The sequence below is a fragment of the Sorangium sp. So ce406 genome (genome assembly GCF_051474675.1).
Lineage (GTDB): Bacteria > Myxococcota_A > Polyangia > Polyangiales > Polyangiaceae > Sorangium > Sorangium cellulosum_G.
Window position 1 is genome coordinate 8,932,246 of the sequence record NZ_CP150340.1, and the last position, 20,478, is coordinate 8,952,723.

The 20,478-nt window shown below is 72.2% G+C and carries 14 protein-coding genes and 1 other RNA gene; 10 read left to right on the top strand and 5 right to left on the bottom strand.

The genetic code is table 11. From position 1 onward, the window contains the following. Window positions 1-28: 28 nt before the first annotated feature. Together WME96_RS33285 and WME96_RS33290 are read left to right on the top strand one after the other, a co-directional pair. Window positions 29-1,915 (top strand): ABC1 kinase family protein, encoded by a 1,887-nt coding sequence (locus tag WME96_RS33285; protein ID WP_437285610.1) that lies wholly within the window; start codon window positions 29-31, stop codon window positions 1,913-1,915. Window positions 1,916-1,925: 10 nt separating this feature from the next. After that, window positions 1,926-2,447, top strand: a complete 522-nt coding sequence (locus WME96_RS33290) for a hypothetical protein (RefSeq protein ID WP_437285611.1) — start codon at window positions 1,926-1,928, stop codon at window positions 2,445-2,447. Between the two features lie 9 nt (window positions 2,448-2,456). On the opposite strand, the gene WME96_RS33295 is transcribed toward WME96_RS33290, so the two are convergent. Then, the gene (locus WME96_RS33295; RefSeq protein ID WP_437285612.1) at window positions 2,457-5,048 is read right to left on the bottom strand and encodes a protein kinase domain-containing protein; all 2,592 of its coding nucleotides are present in this window, start codon (window positions 5,046-5,048) and stop codon (window positions 2,457-2,459) included. Between the two features lie 159 nt (window positions 5,049-5,207). Between WME96_RS33295 and WME96_RS33300 the strand changes: the two genes are divergently transcribed. From WME96_RS33300 to WME96_RS33320, 5 genes are all read left to right on the top strand, one after another. After that, window positions 5,208-5,903 carry a TIGR00266 family protein gene (locus tag WME96_RS33300; protein WP_437285613.1) on the top strand — a complete coding sequence of 232 codons (696 nt, stop codon included), beginning with the start codon at window positions 5,208-5,210 and terminating at the stop codon, window positions 5,901-5,903. 48 nt (window positions 5,904-5,951) lie between these two features. Then, window positions 5,952-6,620 carry a TIGR00266 family protein gene (locus WME96_RS33305; RefSeq protein WP_437285614.1) on the top strand — a complete coding sequence of 223 codons (669 nt, stop codon included), beginning with the start codon at window positions 5,952-5,954 and terminating at the stop codon, window positions 6,618-6,620. A 28-nt stretch (window positions 6,621-6,648) separates the two neighbouring features. Next, window positions 6,649-7,335 carry a TIGR00266 family protein gene (locus WME96_RS33310; RefSeq protein ID WP_061620916.1) on the top strand — a complete coding sequence of 229 codons (687 nt, stop codon included), beginning with the start codon at window positions 6,649-6,651 and terminating at the stop codon, window positions 7,333-7,335. Window positions 7,336-7,786: 451 nt separating this feature from the next. After that, window positions 7,787-9,298 carry an FHA domain-containing protein gene (locus WME96_RS33315; protein WP_437285615.1) on the top strand — a complete coding sequence of 504 codons (1,512 nt, stop codon included), beginning with the start codon at window positions 7,787-7,789 and terminating at the stop codon, window positions 9,296-9,298. A 52-nt stretch (window positions 9,299-9,350) separates the two neighbouring features. Continuing rightward, window positions 9,351-10,928 carry a GDSL-type esterase/lipase family protein gene (locus WME96_RS33320; protein ID WP_437285616.1) on the top strand — a complete coding sequence of 526 codons (1,578 nt, stop codon included), beginning with the start codon at window positions 9,351-9,353 and terminating at the stop codon, window positions 10,926-10,928. A gap of 3 nt (window positions 10,929-10,931) precedes the next feature. Here WME96_RS33320 and WME96_RS33325 read toward each other — a convergent pair whose 3' ends face one another. Continuing rightward, window positions 10,932-12,572 (bottom strand): NTP/NDP exchange transporter, encoded by a 1,641-nt coding sequence (locus WME96_RS33325; protein ID WP_437285617.1) that lies wholly within the window; start codon window positions 12,570-12,572, stop codon window positions 10,932-10,934. Between the two features lie 239 nt (window positions 12,573-12,811). Between WME96_RS33325 and WME96_RS33330 the strand changes: the two genes are divergently transcribed. Further along, window positions 12,812-14,407, top strand: a complete 1,596-nt coding sequence (locus WME96_RS33330; RefSeq protein ID WP_437285618.1) for a BamA/TamA family outer membrane protein — start codon at window positions 12,812-12,814, stop codon at window positions 14,405-14,407. Between the two features lie 348 nt (window positions 14,408-14,755). Here the strand turns inward: WME96_RS33330 and WME96_RS33335 are convergent, their stop codons facing one another. Together WME96_RS33335 and WME96_RS33340 are read right to left on the bottom strand one after the other, a co-directional pair. Further along, window positions 14,756-16,531 (bottom strand): hypothetical protein, encoded by a 1,776-nt coding sequence (locus WME96_RS33335; RefSeq protein WP_437285619.1) that lies wholly within the window; start codon window positions 16,529-16,531, stop codon window positions 14,756-14,758. Between the two features lie 161 nt (window positions 16,532-16,692). After that, window positions 16,693-17,742, bottom strand: coding sequence for an esterase/lipase family protein (locus WME96_RS33340; RefSeq protein WP_437285620.1), 1,050 nt, complete (start codon window positions 17,740-17,742; stop codon window positions 16,693-16,695). A gap of 410 nt (window positions 17,743-18,152) precedes the next feature. Between WME96_RS33340 and WME96_RS33345 the strand changes: the two genes are divergently transcribed. Continuing rightward, entirely contained in the window at window positions 18,153-18,905 is a 753-nt protein-coding gene (locus tag WME96_RS33345; RefSeq protein ID WP_437285621.1) for a hypothetical protein, read from the top strand. Window positions 18,906-19,007: 102 nt separating this feature from the next. Here WME96_RS33345 and WME96_RS33350 read toward each other — a convergent pair whose 3' ends face one another. Continuing rightward, the gene (locus tag WME96_RS33350) at window positions 19,008-19,298 is read right to left on the bottom strand and encodes an oxidative damage protection protein (protein ID WP_433928461.1); all 291 of its coding nucleotides are present in this window, start codon (window positions 19,296-19,298) and stop codon (window positions 19,008-19,010) included. 413 nt (window positions 19,299-19,711) lie between these two features. On the opposite strand from WME96_RS33350, the gene ssrA reads away from it, so the two are divergent. Beyond that, window positions 19,712-20,056: a transfer-messenger RNA gene (gene ssrA / locus WME96_RS33355) on the top strand. Window positions 20,057-20,478: the final 422 nt, after the last annotated feature.

Below are 20,478 nucleotides of genomic sequence, written 5' to 3' on the forward strand. Positions count from 1 at the left end.
GGGCGCCGACCGATGCTAGGCTGCCGCCGTGTCCCACGGCGCCGCCCCCGAAGAGCTGAGCTCGTCCCCCGGGCTCCTGCGCGCGCCCGCCGAGGCCGCCCGCGCGCCATCCGCGCCGCCCGCCGCGCTGTCCACGCCGCCCGCGCCCGCCGCGCCGCCCGCGCCGTCCACCACGCCGCCCGCGCCGCCCGCCGCGCCGCCCGCGGTCGTGGACGCGGCGCCGCTCCCGCGGAGCGCCGCCGCGACGCCGCGGTCGTTCCGGCAGAACGCCGCGCAGAGCGGCCGCTTCGTCCGCGCCTACCTCACGACGTTCACCGTCATCGCGAGCTACCTCTGGTTCTCCTTCCTGAGCCGCCTCTTCGGGGAGACCTGGGCGCAGAGCCGCGTCGACGAGGTCCACGCGAGGAACGCGCGCCGCATCGAGCGCACCATCGTCGAGCTCCAGGGCCTGTTCATCAAGGTCGGCCAGATGCTCAGCATCATGGCGAACTTCCTCCCCGCCGCCCTGCGCGCGGGGCTCGAGGGGCTGCAGGACCAGGTGCCGCCGCGCCCCTACGAGGAGATCTCGGCGCGCGTCGCCGACGAGCTCGGGCGCCCCATCGAGCAGCTCTTCGCCCGCTTCCACAGGGAGCCGCTCGCGAGCGCGTCGCTCGGCCAGGTGCACGAGGCCTGGCTCATGGACGGCACGCGCGTCGCCGTGAAGGTGCAGCACCGCGACATCGACGAGATCGTCCGCCTCGACCTGCTCACCATCCGCCGCATCATGGCGATCATCTCGAAGTTCGTCCCGGTGCAGGGGCTCGACGCCTACTACCACCAGATCCGCTCGATGATCCTGGAGGAGCTCGACTTCGTTCGAGAGGCCAGGAACATCACGCGCATCGCCGACAACTTCGCGAACCAGCCGCAGGTCCGGTTCCCCCGCCCCATCGACCCGTACTGCACGCGCCGGGTGATGACGACGACGTTCGTCGAGGGGATCAAGGTGGGCGACCTCGCGGCGCTCGAGGCGCACGGCGTCGACCGCAAGGCGCTCGCCCGGCAGATCGTCCAGGTCTTCTGCCAGCAGATCTTCGTCGACGGCGTCTACCACGCCGATCCGCACCCGGGGAACATGCTGGTCGGGCCGGGCGGGGAGCTCATCCTGCTCGACTTCGGCGCGGTCGCCGAGCTCTCCCACGAGATGCGCGAGGGCATCCCCGAGTTCCTCGAGGCCGTGATCCGCCGCGACACGGACGGGATCATCAAGGCGCTGCGCAAGATGGGCTTCCTGTCGCGGCGCGACACCGTCGACGTGAGCGAGCGGGTCGTCGAGTTCTTCCACCAGCGCTTCCAGGACGAGGTGAAGCTCGAGTCCTTCAACCTGAAGGACATCAAGCTCGACCCGCAGAAGGGCATCGAGAGCCTCATCGACCTCCGGCGCATGAACATCGGCCTGAAGGAGCTCTCCGGCGCGTTCCACGTGCCGCGCGACTTCGTGCTGCTCGAGCGCACCCTGCTCCTGCTCACCGGGGTGTGCACGCAGCTCGATCCGGACCTCAACCCGATGGATGTGGTGCGCCCCTACCTCCAGGACTTCGTCCTCGGCAGCCGCGACTGGGCCCAGATCGCGCTCGAGGCAGCGAAGGACATGGGGATCAAGGCGCTGACGATCCCCGACGACCTGCGCAAGTACCTCACGCGCGCCAACCGCGGCGAGGCCGAGGTGAAGATCCGCGGCCTGTCGCAGGCCGCGTCGCTCGTGTACACGGGGGTGCGCCAGCTCATCTACGCGGCGCTCGCGATCGCGGCGGGCTTCGCGGGGCTACAGCTCTACCTCGCTGGCCACGCGGCGCTCGCGCGCTATTGCCTCTACGGCGCCGCGGCCGCCGGGGTGCTGCTCGCGGGCAGCCTCCTGTTCACGAACCGAGGGTGACGACAACTCCATGAGCTCCATCGATCTGTCGCAGTACGAGGCCGACGTCGCGGCCGCCGAGGCCGAGGTCACGCGGATCCGGGAAGAGAACGCGCTCGTCGCCGAGGAGTACCGCGGCGACCCGTCGCAGGACGCGCACGAGGTCCTCCGCCGCGGCGCGGCGTCGCTCGCCGCCGCGCGCGAGCGCCTGGAGGCGGCGCGCGTGGCGCTCAAGCTCGCGCAGAAGACCGGCTCGCCGCACGGGCTGCTCGCGCAGGGCGGGGTCGTCTCGGGCTCGGTGGCCGTCGCCATCCCCCCCGGCACGCCGAGCGCCGAGCGCGCCCGGATCGTCGAGGAGGCGCTCGCGGCCGAGCTCACGGGCGCGGCGCGCGAGCTCGGCGTCGTGCTCGCCGCCCCCGTGGAGCGCTACACGCGCGAGCGCCCGGGGCGCGACGCGGAGGGGCGCACCATCCTCGACGTCTCCGGCCACGTGGAGGGCGACGTGCTCATGCCCGCCGTGTCCAGGGCGGCCAGGAACGCGCGCAGGGGCTGAGCGCCGAGCTCAGGCCTTGAGCGCGGCGACGATCGCCGCGGCGCGCTCCTCGACCCGCGCGCGCAGCGGGGCGAAGCGCGCGTCGGACCGGGCGCGGTCGAGGACCGCGCAGCGCTGCATCCAGAGGGCGTCGAAGAGCCCCGCCTCCACCGCGCCGGCGAGCGCCTGGAAGAGCGCCTCGTCCTCGCCGAGGTAGGCGAGGATCTCGGCGTACATCTGCAGGAAGAGCGGGCGCAGGCGGCTGCCCGGCTCGGTGCTGTCCGCCTTCGATCGCAGGAACGCCCGCTGCTCGTCGGACAGCCGCGACGTCGCGAGCACGTCGCGGTAGATGCGCGCGTACTGGATCGGGATGGTCTCGGTCGCGAGCGGCAGGTCGTCGATCGGGAACGGCCGGGCGCGCCACAGCCCGAACCGGGCGCGCATCACCGCCTTGTGGAAGCGGCTCGACGGGTCGTCGGCCGGCAGGTCGAGCAGCGCGCCGGCCCCCGACCAGTCGCCGAGCAGCGCGCGGCCGCGCGCGAGCTCCCACCGCGGGAACAGCTCGACCGGATCGAGCGACAGCGCCGTGTCGAGCCGGAAGACCGCCTCCTCGACGAGCCCCGCCTCGAGCAGGATGCGGCCGAGCAGCTCGTGCGCCTTGGCCAGGCTCGGCGCGCACTGGAGCGCCTTGCGCAGCGCCGGGACGGCGGCGACCGGGTCGCACGCGCTGAAGCGGACCGTCGCGAGGGCGACCCACGGCTCGCCGAGCGAGGGCGCGAGCGCGATCGCCCGCTCGGCGGCCTGCTGCGCCTTCGAGAGCTGCGCCCTGCCGTCGCCGCGCGCCGCCATCAGCCGCGCCGAGGCGATCGCGTAGCCGGACAGGATGTTCGGGTCGTTCGGCGAGAACGACAGCGCCTCCTCGAAGAGCGCCACCGCCGGCGCGGCGTCGCCGTACCAGAGGTGCCGCAGCTGGTGGCGCGCGCGCAGGTAGAGGTCGATGGCGCGCGGGTCGCTCGGCGCCTCGCGGTCGCGGCTGGCGACGTCGACCGTGAGCGCGCCCGCGATGGCGCTCGCCGCGTCGTCGCTCACCGCGAGCAGCGCCTCGGGCGAGCTGTCGAACCGCTTCGCCCAGAGCTGGAACCCGTCCTCGACGCTGATGACGCGCACGGTCACGCGCACGCCGCCGAACGGGAGGCGCGACCCCGGGCGCGAGTACGGCGCGGCCGTCTGCGAGCGCGGCCCGTCCTGGGCGTGGCCGCCGCCGCTGCGGCGGATCGACCCCTCGACGACGACCTGCACGCCGAGCTCGCGGCCGACGTCCCGGGGGTCGCGGCCCTCGAGCCGCACCCGCGCCACCGCGGCGCGCGGCCGCACCTTGAGGCCGGCGGTCATCGAGAGCGTGTCGGTGAGCTCCTCGGTGAAGCCGTCGGCGAGGTACTCGTCGTCGGGCGCGCCCACGTTGCGGAACGGGAGCACGGCGACCGTCTTCAGCGCGGGCGTCGGGTCGGACGACGGCGTCGGCGCCGGCGTGGGCATGGGCGCCGCCAGCGTGGGCGACATGAGCCGCTGCTGCGCCGCGGTGACCGCCTCGGGCGCCGCGGCGACCCGGGTCGGGCTCTGCTCGATCGGCTGCGGCGCCGTCGGCACGCCCGTGGCCGCGGACGCGGCGGCGATGGCCGAGACGAGCGACTGGGCCGGCTGCGGGGCGATCGACACCCGCGAGCGCGCGAGCAGGAGCGCGCGGTGCGCCTCGGCGGCGCTCGCGTAGCGCTCCTCCCGCCGCATCGCCATGCACTTCAGGACGACGTCCGCCACCGCGACGGGCACGTCCGGACGGACGGCGCGCGGGTCGGGCGGCGGGGACCTCAGCCTCGACATGGCGGCCGCGATCGCGCCGGCGCCCGGCCAGGCGCGCCGGTGGGTCAGGCACTCGAAGAGGATCATGCCGAGCGCATAGATGTCGGTGCGGGCGTCGATGTCGGGCTCGCCCGTGAGCTGCTCCGGCGACATGTACGCGGGCGAGCCCAGCACGAAGCCCGACGACTCGCCGGCGCTCGGCCCGGACGAGGCGCGGGCGATGCCGAAATCGGTGATGACGACCCGCCCGCTCCGGTCGAGGAGCACGTTCTCGGGCTTGAGGTCGCGGTGCACGATGCCGGCCGCGTGGGCCGCGCCGAGCCCGTCGCAGAGCGCGCAGCCGATGCCGATGACCTGCTGCGCCGGCATGGGGCCCGTCCGCGCCAGGACGTTGTGCAGCGACTCGCCCTCGACGCACTCCATCGTGAGGAACTTCTCGCCGTCGTGGTCGCCGAAATCGAACGTCCGGGCGACGTTCCTGTGCGTCACGCGGCGCGCGAGCTTCACCTCCTGCCGGAAGCGATCGATCATCCCGGCGGAGTCGGCGAGATCACGCCGCAGCATCTTGAGGGCGACCACCTCGTCGAGCTCCACGTCGCGGACGCGGTACACGCTGCCCATGCCGCCGGTGCCGAGCAGGCTGAGGATCTCGTAGCGCCCGGCGATGCGCTGCGGCGCGGAGACGAAGCCGGATCCGTGTCCCTGCTCGCTGCGCGGCTCCGTGCGTGGCGCCGGCTCGGAGGCCGTCAATCGCCTGTCGCTCACGCGCTCAGTCTAGCCACGCCGGAGGCTGGAAGTCAGCGCGAGCGAGACGCTGGACAGAAAACACTGGATTCGGCGCGGGCTGCTCACCTCGACACACCTTCTTCCTGCTTTCGCTCCCGGCGTCGGTCCGTTATATGTACGTGCCCCGCGGGTGGACGAATGCAGCATCGCACCAAGCATGAGCCGTCGTCCGCGCTGCTGGAGGTCCAGCTCGACCCCGGCGAGGCGTTGACGGCCGAGGCGGGGGCGATGGTCGCGCGCTCGCCGAGCCTGCGGACCGAGGTGCGGCTCAACGCCGGGCGGGGGGCCGGGTTCTTCGGGCGGCTCAAGGCGCTCTTCATCGCGCTGCTCCGGAAGTTCGCGGGCGGCGAGACGTTCTTCGTGAACCGGATCGAGGCGCCGGAGGGCGGGTGGTTGTGGCTCGCCCCGCCGCTCAGCGGGCGGGTCAAGCACGTCGCCCTCCGGGGCGAGACGATGCTCTTCAGCGCGGGCTCCTACCTCGCGAGCGCGGGCGACATCGACGTCAAGGTGCGCTGGGGTGGGCTGCGCGGCGTGCTCGCGCGCGAGGGCATCTTCTTCATCGAGGCCTCCGGCATCGGCGATCTCTGGATCACGAGCTACGGCGCGATCGAGGAGCTCCCGTGCGACGGATCGCTCGTGGTGGACGGCGGGCACCTCGTCGGGTTCGACGCGTCGCTCGCGCTCAAGATCAGGAGCCCTGGCGGTGGGCTCATGGGCCTCGTGCTCTCCGGGGAAGGCGTCGTCTGCGAGCTCACCGGCCGCGGCCGCGTGCTGATCCAGTCGCGCAGCGCCGGCGCGCTCGTGGGCTGGCTCGCGCCGCTGCTCCCGCCCTGAGCGCGCGAGCGAGCGGCGAAGGAAGACAGGCAGATAGACAGGCGTCCGATGCAGGTGAATCTCCTCTACCGCCCCTCCCAGGCCCTCGCGCAGTGCCGGCTCGCCCCGGGCGAGCGCGTGATCGCCGAGAGCGGCGCGCTCGTGGGCATGTCGACCCACGTGCACGTCGAGACGCAGTCGGGCGGCATCATGTCGGGCCTCAAGCGGATGCTGGCCGGAGAGTCGTTCTATCGGAACGCGTTCACGGCGGAGGGCGCGCCCGGAGAGGTGCTGTTCGCGACGCCGCTCGCCGGGGACATGGCGGTGCTCGAGGTCGGCGACAAGCAATGGTGCGTCCAGAGCAGCGCCTATGTCGCGTCGAGCCCCGACGTCGAGGTGAAGACGCGCTCGGGCGGGCTGCGGGGGTTCTTCTCGGGGGCGGGGCTCTTCGCGCTGGAGACGGCGGGGCAAGGTCAGATGATCATCGGCGCCTTCGGCGCGCTCGAGGAGGTCCCGGTGAGAGGCCACGTCATCGTCGACACGGGCCACCTCGCAGCGTGGGAGTCGACGCTCTCGTGCCGCATCGGCAAGAACACGTCGACGTGGCTCGGCACGTGGCTCTCGGGCGAGGGCCTCGTCTGCCACGTCGAGGGGCACGGCAGCCTGTGGGTCCAGTCGCGCAACGCCGGCCGGTACGGCGCCGCGATCGGCGCGCGGCTCGCCCCGCGGCAGCCTTGAAGGCACAGGGGAGACGGGCGGAGACCACGTGCGCGACGACATCCGAGACAACCCCGACTTCGGCGTGCTCCACGTGACGTTCGAGCACGCCGGCGAGCAGATCATCGCCGAGAGCGGCGCGATGGTGGCGCGCGACCCGGCCATCGACATGAAGACGAGCCTGCAGGGCGGGCTCGCGAGCGCGCTCAAACGCAGGTTGACGGCCGGAGAGAGCCTCTTCCAGAACACCTTCACGGCCACGGCGCCCATGCAGTCGATGCGGCTCGCCCCCGCCCCGGAGGGGTCGATCGAGCGCATCATCCTGCGCTCGGGGATGGAGGTATTCCTCCAGTCGGGCGCCTATCTCGCCTCCACGCCGGGCATCACGCTCGACACGAGGTGGCAGGGGGCGAAGGGCTTCTTCGCCGGCGGCCTGTCGCTGCTCCGGGCCTACGGAGAGGGGTTGATCTGGTTCTCGAGCTACGGCGGTATCCACACGATCGACGTCGGCCGGGAGCACGAGGGATATATCTGCGACAACACACACCTGCTCGCGTTCACCGAGGGCCTGCGGTACCAGGTGCGCAAGCTGGCCGGCCTGAAGGGCCTGTTCCTGTCGGGCGAGGGGCTCGTCTGCGAGTTCCAGGGGCACGGCAGGCTCTGGCTGCAGACCCGGAACCCGGGGGCGCTCTCGGCGTTCCTCCACCCGTTCCGGCCCGTGGGCGGGGGCCATTGAGCCGCTGCGCGACGAGAAGCCCGCGGTCCAGGGCGGAATGCCTCGAGGCCCCGGGCGCTCGGCGGCGGCTGCGCGCGGGCGCGGCCACGGGCAAGGCGGGACGTCCGCGCCCGGCCGGCCGGCGCGGACGCTCCGCCGCGGCGCGGCCCGCCCCGCCGGCGCGCTGCGGGCCGCGTGGATCGCGCGGCGGTCCGCGGATCCCGCCCGCGCGGGCAGGCGGACCGCCGGTCCATGCCGGGCGCGCCCGCGCGACGTCCGGCGCTGGCCGATGGATACGGCTTGGTCCCGGCCGCCCGGCAGAGGCTGGCGCGCCGTCGTTGCCTTCCCGGAGGCGGACTCGCTAAAGTAGTCCCGCCTCGCTGAGGAGGCTCGTGCGGCGAGCGGTGGGTGCCATGGATCCACGGGGGCTCGCGGAGCGAGCCTGGCTTCGCCTGAATGCCCCGAACCCGCTATGTGGAAGCTGACGATCGAGGATGACGAGGGGAAACAGACGGGGCTCCCCCTCGCCCATGAGGAGTATGCGCTCGGGCGCGGAGAGTCGAACTCGATCCGGCTGACCGATCGCAACGTCTCGCGCCGTCACGCGACGCTGGCCAAGAACGGCCAGGGCTGGGTCATCCGGGATCTCGACAGCTACAACGGCACGTACGTCAACGGCGCGCGCGTCACCGGCGAGCAGCACCTGCGCCACGGCGATCTCGTGCAGCTCGGCGACTACCGCATCGAGATCGTCGATGAGGCGCTCTCGTCCGCCGTGACGAGCCCCACGCCGCCGCCGGGCAGCCGCAGCACGGCGCACCTGCCGCTCCACACCCGCCCCAACCGGCTCGTCATGGTCGTCGGCCCGACCCCGGGCGCGGAGTTCCCGCTCGACGGCGAGCGCTTCACGGTCGGGCGGTCCGAGGACGCGACGATCTCGATCAACCACAGCTCCGTGAGCCGCCTGCACGCGGAGCTCATCAGCCTCGGCAACGGCCGCTACGAGGTCGTCGACAAGCAGAGCGCGAACGGCGTGCGCATCAACGGCGTCGAGCTCAAGCGAGGCTTGCTCGAGGCGGGCGACGCCCTCGAGCTCGGCGACGTGCGCCTCCGCTTCGTCGCCGCTGGCAAGATTTTTCGCGCCGGACCGGACGGCTCGCCTGGCGCGGGCGCCGCGCCGGGGTCGTACGGGAGCGTGGCGCCCGCCGTGCAGTCGTCGCGCTCGATGGGCGGGGCGAGCAAGGCGATGGGGATCCTGCTCGCCGTCGCCGTGATCCTCGCGATCGCGGTGTTCGCGGTCACCCGGGCCCGCTCGAACGGGCCGGTGCCCCAGCCGGAGGCGCCGTCCACCGCGCCGGAGCTGGGGGGCAGCGACGCGCAGCTCCTCGACGCCGTGCTCGAGCGGTTCCAGGCGGGGGACATCGAGGCCGCGCACCGGAAGCTGCAGGAGATCGCCGACACGTCGCCGGTCCGGGAGACGCAGCGCTTCAAGGATGTCGAGAAGCAGATCGAGGAGCGCTGGGCGGAGAGGATGTTCCAGCAGGTCGAGCAGGCCGGGACGAAGGCCGAGAAGCTCAGGCTGCTGAACGAGATCGCCAAGACGACGAGCGTCCCGGCGTCGCTGCGCGAGAAGGTGGCCGAGCTGCGGCGGCAGGTGGACCCCGACGCGCCGCCCGAGCCGGAGCCCGCGCCGAACGGCGGCCCGCCGTCGTACTGGCCGTCGCCGCACGCGCCGGCGCCCGCGCCCTCGGCGTCGGCCTCGGCGCCGAAGGGGGCGGAGTCGGGCGCGCCGCAGGGCGGCTCTCCGCTCGACTCGAGCACGTACCCGGCGCAGCGCAGGGCGCTCGAGCCGAAGGTCTGGAGCGGGCGCGCGTCGGCCAGCGAGATCAAGCTGCTGCGCGCGATCTGCATCCACCAGGGCGACGCGAGCTGCCGCGACAAGGCGACCGCGGCCCTGGACAAGCTGGAGAAGCGCGTCCCCTGAGCGGGGCCTGGTACCGCCGAGCGTTTCTCTCCTCCGTCCTGTCCGCGCGTCGATGACATCCTCCCGCAGCACCAGCGCACCCGAGCTGCCCGCTCCTGACGCGAGCGTCCACGAGGCGCCCGCCCACGATCGTCCGGCTCACGACCCCTCTGACCGCGACGCGGACGACGCGCGCGCGCCGGCGACCTCGCCGCCGCGGAACGGGCTCGCCTCGCCCGCGGCCCTGGCGCTGGCGACGCTCGCGCTGCTCGTGCTGGTGCCCTACGCGCACCCGGGCCTGTGGCGGCTGCGGCTGCTCACGCCGCTGCCCGAGGGCAAGGGGCTCGTCGTGGTGCCGGCGCCGGCGCCGTCGGCGTCGATCGGGGAGACGACGCTCGCGATGGAGACCACCGAGCAGGCCGAGCTGCGCCAGCCCGAGGAGGTCGCGCTCCCGGCCGCGGCCGTCGAGCTGATGCCCGCCGCGGTCGCCTTGGAGGGCAAGCCGCCGCGCCCGATCGAGGACCCGAGCGGCGAGGCGATGACGCCGTTCTTCCGCGCGCTCGCCGCGGTGGAGCACAAGACGCCGGGGTCGATCGCGCGCATCACCTACTTCGGCGACTCGATCGTGGCGAGCGACTTTGTGACGGCGACGCTGCGGCGCAAGCTGCAGAAGCGGTTCGGCGACGCGGGCCACGGCTTCATGCTGATGGCCAACGCCTGGCCGGGATATTTCCACAACGACGTGGTCCGCTTCGCCGGCCCGGGCTGGCAGGTGAGCCGCGTGGTGGGCCCGTTCGCGAAGGACGGGCTCTACGGGCTCGGCGGGGTGTCGTTCCGCTCGCAGGGCGCGGGGGTGTTCTCGCGCTTCGCGACCGCGGAGACGGGGACCTACGGGCGCGCTGTGTCGCGGTTCGCCGTCGACTACCTGAAGCACCCCGAGGGCGGGCGGATGGAGGTCAAGATCGACGGCGAGACCCGCGAGATGATCGACACGCGGGCCGACCAGGCCGCCTCGGCGATCGCGACCTACGAGGTCCCCGACGGCCCGCACGCGCTCGAGGTGCGCGCGCACGGCCCGGGGGTGCGCGCGTTCGGCGTGTGGATGGAGCGGGACACGCCGGGGGTGGTGCTCGACGCGATCGGCATCCAGGGCTGCCGCATCCGCTTCCTCGACAAGAGCGACGACGCCCATTTCGCCGAGCAGCTCCGCGCGCGGAGCCCGTCGCTGACGGTGTTCCAGTACGGCATGAACGAGAGCGAGGACGGCGAGCTGTTCCCGCTCGATCAGGTCGAGTCGACGATGAAGGCGGTGCTCGACCAGGTTCGGGCGGCGCTGCCCGGGTCGTCGTGCCTGCTCGTCGGCCCGATGGACCGCGCCGACAAGAAGGGCGAGGTCTACCGCAGCCGCCCGGTGATCCCGAAGCTCGCGGCGATCCAGCGCCGGGTGGCCGCGCAGGTCGGCTGCGGCTACTTCGACACGTTCGGCGCGATGGGCGGCTCCGGCTCGATGGGGATCTGGGTGCAGCGCGGGCTCGGCGGCGCGGATCTCGCGCACCCGTCGGGCGCGGGGGCCGAGGTGATCGGCCGCTGGCTGTACCTCGCCCTGATGGAGGCCTACGAGGGCTGGAAGGCGAGCGCGCCCCGGCCCTGAGGCTCACGCGGCCTTCGCGTCCTCCGGGGTCTCCGCCTCGTCCGCGGTGCGCCGCCGGTGCTCCCGGGCGATGCCGGCCACGACGGCGAGCCACGCGAGCGCGAGCGCGATGTTGATGATCGCAAAGTGGCGCGTGGAGAGCGCGAGCAGGTGACCGACGATCACCCCGATGGCGGCGAGCACGTCGCCCGCGCGGACGACGAAGGTGTCGATGGCCGCCTTGGCGCTGTACTTGGCGTCGCGGCCGACCGGCAGGAAGAGCGCCTGCCGCGCGGTGTTCTGGATCGAGTAATCGGCGCTGTTCTCCGCGATCTTCGCGACGCGCACGACGGCGAGCGCCGGCAGGACGGCGAGGGACGCGTAGCCGAGGAGGGCGATGGTCGGCAGGATGAACAGCGCGAACCGCACGCCGAGGTACTTGAAGATGCGGGAGACCAGGAAGAGCTGCACGAGGACGCCGAGGGTGTTCACCCAGTAGAAGAAATCTCCCTTGAACGTCCCGATGACCGCGCCGAGCGCCTTCTTTTTCCCCTCCTCGGTGTGCGGGTGGACGAGGCCCTTCTCGGCGCCCTCGACGACCTTGCCGCCCGCCTCGACGTCGAAGGCGCTGCCCTTGACGGCGGTGATCTTCCCCTCGAGGAGGCGCGACGCCTGCGGGTCGACGAGGTAGACGGGCGCGCCCGCCGCGAGCGGGGCGGACGGGTCCGCGCCGGGGGAGGCCGGCTCCGACGCGCCGGGCGCGCCGTCGCGCGGCTGCGCTCCGTCGCGCGGCGCGTCGCCTGGAGCGAGCGCGCTCGTGGCGGACTCGATCAGGGTGCGATCGAGGATGTACTCGCCGGTCGAGTTCACCCAGTTGAGGACGAGCGTCAGGCCGGCGATGAGCAGGAGATAGCGGTCGCGCGCGATGATCTTGAAGCCGCCCGAGGCGCCGCCGGGCGGGGCGTCGGCCTTGGCCGCGGCGCCGCCGGGGCGCGCGAGGTCGTCGCGGTGGACGAGGTAGGTGAGCCACAGGCAGACGAGCAGCACGCCCGCCGCGACCAGCATCATGTTGTAGGGGCCGATTGGCACGTAGATGCGCTTCGCGATCTGCGCGCCGAGCATGGCGCCGAGCGAGCTGCCGATACCGACGATCGCGAAGAGCCGCTTGCCCTGCTCGGGGTCGTAGACGTCGTTGGCGAACGACCAGAACTGCGCGATCACGGTGAGGTTGAAGCAGCCCACCCACAGATAGAAGGGCACCCCGAGGGGGACGCCGAGCCGCGCGAGGAAGTAGAAGAGGACGAGGTTCCCGGCGAAGAAGAGCGTGAGCGCGGTGGTGAGCTGCATGCGCCCGAAGCGCCTGGCCATGGCGCCATAGGCGCGGACCACGCCGACGAGGAGCAGCGCCTGACCGGCGGCCGCGTAGGCCTTCACCTCGGGGCCGTCGAGGTCGAGCTTCTGGCCGCCGATCTCGAGCCCGCCGCCAGCCAGGATCAGCGGCTCGCGCACCACCTTGAGGAGGTAATAGCCGGTGAGCAGGAGGAAGACGTTGAGCGTCAGGACGAGGACGCTGAACACCTCGCGCGGCTTCACCTCGGCGAAGATCGACAGGAGCCGGTGAAGCCCTCCCCGGGATTGTGTCTCGCTCTCGCCAGTGCTCGCCACGCGCCGCTCCATCCCGGGAAGACCGCCGATCAGGCGGCACCGGAACAGGACCGATGCCCGAGCGCGGCAGGCTATCGAGCCTGCTCCCGGCCGGCAACCTCCCTCACGGCGCAGGGCTTGTGAAGCGCCGTACAGGGCCTCGACACGCGCGCGGGTGGCGACAGACAAACGTCGTCCGGGTCGGGAACTCCGCTATGCTGCCGCGCCGCGACGGGTTCGCGGGCGAGAGGCGAGGCGGATTGGGCACCAGAGAGAAGGGATGGACGCGCGCGCTCGGCACGGTGCGGCGGCGGCGCGCGGCCGCGCTCGCGAGCTGTGCGCTGCTGTCCGTGTGCGCCGATGCGCTGGCCCTGCCGCAGGCGGGGGACGAGGCACCGCAGGTGGGGGCCGCCGCGCCGCAGGCGGGCGCCGCTGCGCCGCAGGCGGGGGTCGCCGCGCCGCAGGCGGGGGTCGCCGATCCGCGGGTGCCCGCGCCAGCGCTTGCCGCCGCGCCGACGCCGCGGGCCCAGGGGGCATCGCCGGCGGCTCCCGGTGCGGCGGCGGCGCGGCGCGGTGCGGCCGCGCCGCAGGCGCCGAGCGCGAAGCGCCCCGCGCCGGACTACGATGGTCGCGCGGACGAGGGGACCAGCGCAGGCGATGTGCTGCTCTGGGTGCCGCGCGTCGTGCTCTTCCCCGCCTACCTCGTCAGCGAGTACCTGGTCCGGCGGCCGCTCGGCTACCTCACCGTCGCGGCGGAGAAGGGCGAGTGGATCGAGGAGCTGAAGGACATCTTCACCTTCGGGCCGAACGACAGCATCGGCATCGTCCCGACGGCGTTCCTCGAGTTCGACCTTCGCGCGAGCATCGGCGTCTATTTCTTCTACGACGACCTGTTCTTCCCCGGCAACGAGTTCCGCGTCCACGCGGCGACCGGCGGCATCGACTGGCTGAGGCTCACGGTCGCCGACCGCATCCCGCTCGACGCGCGCGCGTACGTGAAGCTCCGCGGCGAGACGGACACCCGGCCCGACTGGCTGTTCGCGGGGATCGGGCCGAGGTCGTCGGAGCGCGACTGGGCCCGCTACAGCGCCCAGAGCTTCCAGGGCAGCGTGACGCTCCACGCCGATTTCGACGCGTTCAGCTCCGTCGAGGCGTACACCGGCGCGAAGACGGTCGAGTTCGACGACGTCTGCTGCGAGGACCCGACGGTCGGCTGGCGCGTCGCGAACGGCCGCTATCCGCTGCCCCCTGCGTTCGACACGGGCTACACGGCCTACCGGATCGGCGCCCAGGCCGCCCTCGACTCGCGGCGGCCGCGCCCGGCCCGGGCCAACGGCGTCCGGCTGGAGCTGTTCGGGGAGCACGCCGCCGACCTGGAGCGACCGCTGCAGAGCCGGTGGATCCGCTACGGCGGCTCGCTGGGCGGGTCCGTCGACCTCACCGGGCACGACCGAGTCGTGAGCGTCACGGTCTCCGCGGCCTTCGCCGACCCGCTCGGCGTCGCGGAGGTCCCCTTCACCGAGCTCGCGGTGCTCGGCGGCGACGCGCCGATGCGGGGTTTCCGCGAGGGGCGCCTCCACGGCAGGAGCGCGGCCGCGGCCACGCTCGAGTACCGCTACCCGATCTGGGCGTTCGTCGACGGCTCGGTGCAGGTCGCCGCGGGCAACGTGTTCAGCGAGCACCTCCGCGACTTCGAGCTCGACCTGCTCCGCATGTCGTTCACGTTCGGCCTGCGCACGAACAGCGCGCGCGACCACTCGTTCGACCTGCTGATCGGCTCGGGGACCGAGACCTTCGAGCAGGGGGCCGGCTTCCAGGAGCTGCGCCTCATGGCCGGCGCCAGCCGCGGGTTCTGAGGGGGAGCGCTCGCGGAGAAGGCGCCCGGGGGTGCCGCGGACCGGGTTCCGCTGGGTTCATGAAGAGAGAATGAACCACAGAGGCACAGAGGGCACAGAGGGGAGAAAGAGAGATGATTATCTCGGTCTCCGCGTGCTGCGTGCGCTCCCGCGGGGAGAGGAGAGATGGAGCTTCTTTCTCTCTGCTCGCCTTGCGCCTTCACGGACGGAGGAGAGCAGAAGAGATGATAAAATCTCTTTCTCTTCCCTCTGTGCCCTCTGTGCCTCTGTGGTTTTTTCTCTCTCCCTCCCCTGCCGTCGCGGAGAGATCGCTGCAGACATCGACGGCGAGGCGCGCGGCAAGAGGGCTCACCCGGGCGGGTCGGCCTCGTCGGGGCGCTCGATGCCGACGAGCTTGTAGCCGCGGCGCGGGCCGAGATCGTAGAGGTGGGCGCGCAGCGGGCCGGGCGCCTGGCCGTTGAGGACGTCGACGATCGCGTAGCGCGAGGGCGCGTCGTCGGGCGCGCCGCCGTCGGCCGCGATGTGCGGGAGCGAGAGGCACACGCGGCCGTCCGGCGACGGGCGCACGGCGGGCCGCGCGCGCAGGGAGAGGGACTCGCCGGCGTACACCGCCGCCTCGTAGCGGAGGTCCTGCGGGCGCGCGACGCCGGTGCGGCGGGCGAGGTCGACGCCGCACAGCTCCGCCGGTGAGGCGAGGGTGACGTCGGCGACGGGCGACAGGCGCGTGAGGTACCGCGCCATGATCGCGTGCTTGCGGCGAATGAGCTTGTCGATGAGAAACGCGGTGTGCCGCGGCGCGGTGAAGTCGCCGGTCCGCACCGCCGCCTCGATGAGCTCCGGCGTGAAGCGCGCGAGCGTCCGGGCGGCCCAGGCGCCGTCGAGCTCGGTCATCCGCCCGAACGCCGGGTTCGGGTAGCCGCCGCGCCAGTGCTCCGGCCGGAAGTCGCGGTCGCTGAAGAAGCCGAAGATGTCGCCCTGCGGGTCGTGCCTCGCCCGGTCCCACGGCCGCTCGGGGATGCCGAGCGTGATGAAGTCGAGCAGCACGTACTCGGTGTCGAAGTAGTACGCGTGCCCGAGGCGCTTCGAGATCTCCTCCCACTCCCACTCGCTGCCGAAGCAGTCGCCGAGATCGATGTAGTAGTGGCGCACGTGGCCCGGCGAGGCGTCCTTGTCCTCCCCGTCCTCGGAGAGCCAGACATCCATCGAGTTCTGCTCGCGCGAGTCGAAGTGGTTGAGCCACGCGGCGAGCAGGCGCCCGCCGCGCAGGTCGCGCCGGTCCTCGTGCGGGATGACGTCGTTCGGGTCGTCCTTGCGGGTCCCCTCGTACCGGAACGGGCCGAGGGCGCGGCCCGGCAGCCAGCGCGAGGCGACCATGCGCACCCGGTCGCCCCGCTTCGCGGCCTTGGCGAGCACGCCGTCGAGCGCCGCCTGGTCGAAGGGCCTGCTGACACCGCTGTTGTCGGTCACGGTGAGCCCGGGCGAGAGCTTCAGGACAGAGGGCTTCAGGTAGACCACCGAGTCGCAGGGCGCCCAGTAGCCGGCCGCGTGGTAGAAGCGCGCCGCGATCGCGGTCGCGCCGGTGGCGCGCTCGGGCTGGTCCGCGGGGTCGGCCTTGAGCATGAACTTGCCGACCCCCTCGACCTTGACCCGGAAGCCGGGGTTCGCGCCGTTCGGCTTGCCCATGTCGATGACCCAGGAGCCGTCGGGGGCGTCGTCGTCCAGCGTCTTGTCGCCGCACGGCCCGCGCACGAGCTCCTCGACGGACATCGGCTTCTTGCCGATCCGGTTCGTGAACCAGCTCGAGTCCGGCACCTCGTCGACGCTGTTGACATTGACCGCCTCGCCGCCCGGATCGACGGCGAAGAACCGCGTCACCGGCCGGAACACGAGGTTGTCGGCGGCGTCCCACGCGAACGAGGACTCGTACTCCTCGGGCGTGCAGAGGCGGTGCTGCGGGTCGTCCCTGGGCGCCTCGGGGTCGGGCCGGCAGGGCAGCGAGACGGGGTTCAGGTCGGCGTCGCGCCAGATCGGATCGCGCAGGGGGAACCGGCGCACGTCGGCGCTGCAGCCCGCGCTGAGCAGGGCGAGCAGCGGGAGCGAGCCGGTGAGCAGCGCCTTGAGCATCGGCGGGCGATGGTACTGGACGAGGCGCCGTTCGGGGCGGTTTTCGACGGCGGCGCGCGCCGGGGATCGCAGGCGCCGCGGCGGGTCGGGCGGCGGCGGCCGGCGGGGTTCGACGGCGCCGCGGCGGCGGGTCAGCGGGGGTCAGCCGAGGTCAGCGGGGGTCAGAGGCCTTCTTGCCGGAGCCGCTCGATCACGGCGCGGTAGAAGTCGATATAGAGCCAGGTGTTCCCCTCCCCCGGGCTCTGGCCGAAGAGCTGGCCAATCTCGTCGAAATGGTCGGCCGGCAGACAGCCCCAGAAGTTACCCCACCGCGCGTCGCGCGCGCGCACAAGGCCGTCGTTCGGGATCGACTCGCCGAAGCCGCCGTCGAGGATGGTCTCCGTGAGCGAGAGCAGCGGGTGCACCGGGTCGAGGCCCTCGTCGAACTGCGCGACGAAGGGCGCGGGGTCGAGCGCCAGGCAATCGCTGCCGCCGATCGCGCGGTCCGTCCGGCCGCCGAAGGAGGCGTAGAACACCCCGGGCGCGTCGGTGTACCTCGCGTTGAACTCCGCGATGCCCGGCGTCGAGAACTGCTCGAGCGACGCGAAGACGCTCGTCTCGTTGCCAATCTGGTCGTAGAGCGGCGCCCCGATGGCGTTGAGGAGATCGTCGAGCACGTCCTGCAGGCGCTCGTGGGCGACGAGCTGGAGCGCGATGTCGGCGACCTTCGAACCGAGGTGAGGCGTCGCGACGGTGACCACCGAGGCGACGAGATCGGGCCGCTCGTGCGCGACGACGCGGGCGTCGAGGCCGCCCTGCGAGTGGGCGATGATGTTGACCTTCTCGTGCCCTGTCACGGCGAGGATCTGCTCGATGCGCGCGAGGAGCTGGGCGCCGCGGTAGGCCGAGCTGTTGAACGGATCGACGGAGGGGGTGTAGACCGCCTCACCGCCCTCGGCGAGCGTCTGTTTGAGGTTGTAGAAATAGCTGACGTATCCCGCGCCCGCGAAGTCCTCGAACCCGAAGAAGCCGTGGGCGAGCACGATGGGATACGGCGGGCCGAGCTTCCCTGACGGCCAGCCGCCGCCGCCACCACCCGGACCGTCCTCGCCGTCCGGGCCGCCCGTCCAGACGCCCGAGCCCGAGCCACCCCCGGCGCCCGTGATCACGTCGCCGGTGCCCCACGGATCGAACTGCTCCTCCGCGGCGCCGCAGCCGGCGAGGAGAGACAAGGAGGCGAGTATCGCACACCCTCCGAGGCCAGCGGACACCCGTCTTCGCCTCGAGCGAGCGTCCGTGTGAGACTTGCACTTACGCGAACCGCCAATGCACGAGGACGAGATTGCTGACGAAGCAAGATCCAGCATGACCACCTCCTGCCGGAATCAGCGCAGACTCCGCTGAAGGAAGCCTTGTGTCAAGTGCTGTCGGAAAACTGAACCTGTCCAGCCCGTTGGCGCATTGCGTTGAAAACGTGGCGCCGGCTTCCTGCAATGCGCCACGCACATTGGACGCCATGCTGGCGCATTGCGTCGCGGGCCTGCGTTGCTTTTCCATGCGGAGGGGCGGGCCGGCTCCGGTAGGTTCATGGGCCATGCGGTCTGTCCAGAGCACTTTCCAGAGCACTTTTGCGCTTGTTGTGATGGGTTTCGTCGTCGCTTGCGGCGGCGCGACGCCGCCTCCGGCGGAGCCGGATCCTGCGGAGGCCGAGGCGGCGGCGCCGGCGGAGAAGTCCGGCGGCGACGCGGCGGAGGACGGGGGCGGCAAGGACGGGAAGAAGGAGGACGACGCGGCGGCGGAGGCGTCGAGGCAGATCCCGACGACGTGCGAGCAGAAGGACAACGTGTGTTTGCCGCCGCCGGCGTTCGTGAAGCGGCTCTGCAGCGGGTTCTATCCGGACGTGGCGCTCAGCCTGTTCGCCAAGGGGTCGCCGTTCACGCGCGGGTACCTCACGCGCGACACCGAGGCGTGGAACGCGTCGGGCGGGTCGAGCTCGAACGACAAGCTGCTCTTCGACGAGGAGGTGCTGATCCTCTATCGCCGCGTGGCCGACACGGGGGGCATGGTCGTGAGCGGCGCCGGGGGGGGCTACGACGTGCTGCGGTGGGACGGGACGTGCGCGTCGCTGATGACCGAGGAGGTCCGGCTGCACGTGCCGCCGAAGCCGAAGTTCGCGCCGATCCCGTGGAAGAGCCTCGACCAGAAGACGCGCGACGCGTTCCAGGCGGACGAGAAGGTGGGGCCGCTCATCGCGGAGCGGAGGAAAGAGTGCAAGGGAGCGACGATGGGGGCGGTCAGCGCGAAGTGCGAGAAGGTCGACAAGCAGATGGGCGCGGCGCTGATCGAGTACGTGCGCAGCGGCGGGGCGCTGCCGACGCCGGGGGCGCTGCCGTGAGGGCGGTGGCGGTCAGAGCGGTGGCGCGAGGGGGGTAGCGTGAGGACGATGCCGGGACGGCGGTGCCGGGACGGCGGTGCCGGGACGGCGGTGCCGGGACGGCTACTCCTGCTTGTCCTTGGGCGCCACGTAGTCGGGCGGAGGCGCCGCGGCCTCGCCCCCGCCGCTGAAGAAGTACTTGTCGAGCTCGGTCATCCAGATCCGCTGGCCAGCCTCGGAGATGAGGTCGAGGCGGTACTCGTTGATCAGCATCTTCGAGTGCTCGAGCCACATCTTCCACGCCTCCTTCGAGACGTTGTCGTAAATCCGCTTGCCCACCTCGCCCTTGAGCGGCGGCTTCTCCAGCCCCTCCGCCTCCCGGCCGAGCTTCACGCACTGGACCATCCTCGACATGACTTGCGCGTCTCCTTTTCTTTCGCGGGGTTCTTAGCCGAGCCGGAGGGGGCCGTCGAGAGCGGCGGGCAGGCGGGCGAGGGCGGCGGGCGGCCGAGGAGGTGGAGGCGGGGGGAGCAGCGGGAGCGCGCCGCGTGGGGAGAGCGCGCCGCGGGGGAGGCGGAGCGGCGGGCCGGGGGTCCGCGGGGAGGCGCGGGAGCGGGCGCAGCGGCGCGCGGAAGAGCCCGCAGGAACGAGGGAAACGAGCTGGACGGGCAGGACGAACGCGCGAAGCAGGCCGGACGCGCCCGGCCGCGGAGGCGAACGAGCGGGAGAACCGGCACCGACGCCGCCAGCGGCGGAGCGATCTGGCGCGAAGGGGTTGACGGCGGCGCAGTTCCTAGCAATGTTTGGTCCGTCTGAACGAACCACGAGGGGGCGATCGGCTTCGACGTGGGGACTGAAGGTCTGTCTGCGTGCTGGCGGCTCCTGCTCCGCCTATCAAGCGGGACGTTACAAGTGCGAACGACAACGCATACGCTGTCGCGGCCTAAGAACCGCTAAGCCATCTGAGGAGAAGGTCGTCCTAGTACTCCAAGGGTGTCAACCACAGGGCTGGACCGCGTGAGGACGCCCTCGATAACGCGGTCGAGATTCAGTGAGGGATAGGTCGTAGCCGAATCTACGAACGCCGTCGCCGGCGCATGGCGACTACGCACGTGAACGAAGGTAGACTGGATGCCTTGCGGACCCGGGTTCGATTCCCGGCGCCTCCACCACGAAGACACGGCGAGAGCCGTGTCTTTTTTCTTTTGTGTGCCCTGCGTGTGACCTGATAAATTTCGACGACGCTGGATTTGGGGCGGGTCCGGCGTGAGCGGGACCACCGGAAGCGGGCGCGGCAGGTGACGCCAGGGTACGGAGTTCCACGGCGGGCACCAGGCCGGCGGGGCTGACCCCGGGTCCACGTCTGCGTACTGGTGCAGCCCGGGTACGAGCGAGCGGACACGGGTGCCTGGAGGTGTAGGCCGAGGTGGGCTCCTGCCCGTCCGGCCCGCCCCTCTCCGCCCTGCTGCGGGCTCCCTGCCGGAGGCACGCCGTCTTGACACGGGACGGTACTTCCGCTGGCCTTGCGGATCGGGGTAGCCATGAGGGTAGCTGGGGCAGCGGCGAGGAGCAGAGAAATGCTTCTGAACGCCTG

Coding starts and splice junctions, on each gene's coding strand:
- WME96_RS33290 (WP_437285611.1), top strand. CDS start 1,926: ATGAGCTCCATCGATCTGTCGCAGTACGAGGCCGACGTCGCGGCCGCC.
- WME96_RS33300 (WP_437285613.1), top strand. CDS start 5,208: ATGCAGCATCGCACCAAGCATGAGCCGTCGTCCGCGCTGCTGGAGGTC.
- WME96_RS33305 (WP_437285614.1), top strand. CDS start 5,952: ATGCAGGTGAATCTCCTCTACCGCCCCTCCCAGGCCCTCGCGCAGTGC.
- WME96_RS33315 (WP_437285615.1), top strand. CDS start 7,787: ATGTGGAAGCTGACGATCGAGGATGACGAGGGGAAACAGACGGGGCTC.
- WME96_RS33320 (WP_437285616.1), top strand. CDS start 9,351: ATGACATCCTCCCGCAGCACCAGCGCACCCGAGCTGCCCGCTCCTGAC.
- WME96_RS33335 (WP_437285619.1), bottom strand. CDS start 16,531: ATGCTCAAGGCGCTGCTCACCGGCTCGCTCCCGCTGCTCGCCCTGCTC.
- WME96_RS33345 (WP_437285621.1), top strand. CDS start 18,153: ATGGGTTTCGTCGTCGCTTGCGGCGGCGCGACGCCGCCTCCGGCGGAG.
- WME96_RS33350 (WP_433928461.1), bottom strand. CDS start 19,298: ATGTCGAGGATGGTCCAGTGCGTGAAGCTCGGCCGGGAGGCGGAGGGG.